Annotated in this window: 4 protein-coding genes; all 4 read right to left on the reverse strand. The window is 64.7% G+C overall.

Translation table 11 applies throughout. From position 1 onward, the window contains the following. Nucleotides 1-419 (reverse strand): hypothetical protein (locus tag AC1DYI_RS31620; RefSeq protein WP_477208073.1); only part of this gene is annotated, 419 nt, incomplete at its 3' end. Nucleotide 420: 1 nt separating this feature from the next. Then, the gene (locus tag AC1DYI_RS31625; RefSeq protein WP_477208074.1) at nt 421-1641 is read right to left on the reverse strand and encodes a flagellar hook protein FlgE; all 1221 of its coding nucleotides are present in this window, start codon (nt 1639-1641) and stop codon (nt 421-423) included. Nucleotides 1642-1664: 23 nt separating this feature from the next. Continuing rightward, the gene (locus AC1DYI_RS31630) at nt 1665-2084 is read right to left on the reverse strand and encodes a flagellar hook assembly protein FlgD (RefSeq protein WP_477208075.1); all 420 of its coding nucleotides are present in this window, start codon (nt 2082-2084) and stop codon (nt 1665-1667) included. Continuing rightward, a partial coding sequence (locus AC1DYI_RS31635) for a hypothetical protein (protein WP_477208076.1) occupies nt 2081-2831 on the reverse strand: 751 nt, incomplete at its 5' end. The genes AC1DYI_RS31630 and AC1DYI_RS31635, both read right to left, overlap by 4 nt.

Raw genomic sequence — 2831 nt, forward strand, 5'->3', positions numbered from 1 at the left:
GCCTTGGGCTGCGATGGCGAGGAAACCGCGGCGGCCTCGTCTGCAACACGCCATCCCATGACGTCGACGATGGCCGTGCGAAGCGCCGCCACCGCGTCGAACGCGACGCCCTTGGCCACAGGTGCCGCGGCTTGCGGCGCAGCGGCTGTGCGTTGCGGCTCGCCAAAGAGCGCCAGGCTCAAGCCGCCGGTCTCGACGTTCCACCAGACGTTGGCGCTCCCCGTCGCATCGACCGCGAGGGCCGACCACGATGCGTCGACGGACGCCGCCTCCCAGGCGTTCCGGCAGCGCACGGCGTCAGCCGACAAGCCCCATGCAGCCGCCCAGGTTGCCAATGCAGCTTGCATACCCCGACCCAACTCGGCCAGCTCTGCTTCGCTGCGCCAGCACAGAGCGCGGATCTCAGCCGATGTCGACACCTCAGCGTCCCTTCAGCGAGAACAGTTCCTGCAGCATCTCGTTGGCGGTCGACACCACCTGCGACGAAGCCTGGTAGCCGCGCTGCATGATCACGAGGTCACTGAACTCGGAAGACAGGTCGACGTTGGAAATCTCGATCACCTTGGACTTGATCGCGCCGAATGCGCCCGTCTGCGCACTGCCGAATTCCCACTTGGCCGCGTCGACCGGCTCGAACAGGTTGTCGCCGGTGGAGCGGATCGCGTCCGCCGACTGGAACCGGCCCAGTTGCAGGCGCGCCCCCTTGGCGGTCTGGCCGTTGGAGTATTTCAGGTTCATCACGCCATCGGCGTCGAAGGTGACCTGAGTCAGGTCACCGGCAAGGTGGCCGTCCTGGGTCTTGTGGGTCAAGCTCGCATCGCCTTGTCCGGAGGCAAGGCACTTCACTTCAGGATTGTTGAAATCCAGGACCAACTTCGTCGACTTGTCGCCGAAGGGGTGATCGATCGTGACCTGAGCGTGGGCCGAATCAATGTTCGCGCCGACGAACATCAACATGCCCTCGCCAATCACCTTCCCGGCGTCCCGGACCGTCACCTTCCATTGGGCGGCGTTCCCGAGGGGGGGCTGCTCATCGAACACGACGGTGAGCTTGTGGTCCTTGCCCATCTCGTCGATGGCCGGCACATCGAACACGCTACGGGTGGCGGGGGGAGGAGGGGGAGTGCCGGTCGTCGCTGCAAGGATCAGCTTGCCCTCGAACGTGATCTTCTCGGTCTGCTTGGGATCGTTCACACGCAGTCCCGACAGGCTGACATCGACCAGCTTCCCGTCGGCATCGCGACCGACGACCTTGGCATCGCCGCTCTTGGTCACCAGGAAACCGTCCTGGTCGAACTTGAACTCGCCGTCGCGCGTGTACAGCGTGTTGCCCAGCTTGTCGTGCAAGGTGAACAAGCCCTCGCCGTCGACGGCGAGGTCCAGGTCGTTGCCGGACTGGCGCAACTCGCCTTGCGAAAAGTCGAGCGACGTCGAGTAGGTCGTCACCCCTTGGCCGACGCCGCCAGCGTTCTCGTTCGACCAGTTGCCGCTGCCGAGGCCGTTCGAGAAGACATTGCCGAATTGCAGCGAGGCGCCCTTGAAGCCGGGGGTGTTGATGTTGGCCGTGTTGTTGGCGATCACCCGCAGGCCGCGGGAATAGCTCATCAGGCCACTCATGCCAATGAAGATGGAGTCGAGCATGTCTTATCCCTTCTGAATCCGTATCAAGGGCTCGTCAACGAGGTCGTGCTGATCACAGTGACCTGCGACAAGGACACGGCCACATTCTGGTTGTTCGACATCGACACGTTCAGCGTCGGCACGGAGCCCGCCCAGGACAGCTGGGTCACGACGCCCGTTTGCGGGCCTTGGCCCAGGTCGAAGCTGACGTACTTGCCGAGCAGCCCCACCGATTGCATCGATGCCTGGGTCGACAGCAATGCATCGATCTTGCCATTGAGCTCTTGCGTCTGACCGAGCGTCGTGAACTGGGCCAGTTGCGCCATGAACTCCTTGTTGTCCATCGGCTTCAGCGGGTCCTGGTAGTTCAGCTGGGTCAGCAGGATGTTCAGGAAGTCCTGCATGTTGATGTTGGACGATTGCAGGTTGCTGGCTGTCGAGCCAACGGCACCGATGGAACTCATACGGTTTCTCCAGGGGTTTGATTCATCACAAAGAGCTTGGGTGTATCGGACCGCGGCGAGCGAACCTCGCTGGCGTCGGCCATGTCGGAGCTGATGCTGGCGCCCTCGGCGAGCTCGTCGGAGCTCAGTGCCTGGCCGTTGCAGATCCAGGTGGGTTCGCCATAGCCGGCGCGCGTCAGCCAGCGGCGAACGGCCATCGCCAGGTCGGGGAGTTGCGCCAGCGCGGCGGCATCGACCCCCAGCCACACGGTCGAGTGCTTCTCGTCGCCTTCGACATGGACGCGCACCGGCAAGCGACCGGCACGCGGCGCCGCGGCGGCTTGTTCATCTGCAGCGGCGCCAGGAGCCTCTTCACTCGGCGCGCCGACATGAACTTCGAATGGCAGTTCCTGCGCTGCGTGCAGGGCCGTCAGCGACGACAGGCGCAACGCCAAGTCCGGCGATTGCTGAAGTTGTGCGACTTCCGTCGACGCCGCTGTGACGCCGACGGCAGCGACCGACCGGCGATCGCCGCTAAGCGCATGGGCGGCATGCGCAGGTTTCGAATGCGCTGCCGCGTGGCGTTCGTTGGAGCGAACAGCCGACGACCCCTTCGCGCCACTGCCGGCGGCCTGCGCGCCGTGAGCCAGGCGCTCACCAGCCATAGCAGGGGCCGCTGCCGTAGGCTTGATGGCCGACGCAGTGGACGGCGTCGTCGCGGCATGTTGGCCTGGCGCCGAAGTCGGCAGCACGCCGAGGAACCACGCC

The sequence above is a fragment of the Ideonella sp. P3_A4 genome (genome assembly GCF_056403075.1).

What these genes read in the sequence shown, in the direction of transcription:
- AC1DYI_RS31625 (WP_477208074.1), bottom strand. Translation starts at nt 1,641, where the DNA reads ATGCTCGACTCCATCTTCATTGGCATGAGTGGCCTGATGAGCTATTCC.
- AC1DYI_RS31630 (WP_477208075.1), bottom strand. Translation starts at nt 2,084, where the DNA reads ATGAGTTCCATCGGTGCCGTTGGCTCGACAGCCAGCAACCTGCAATCG.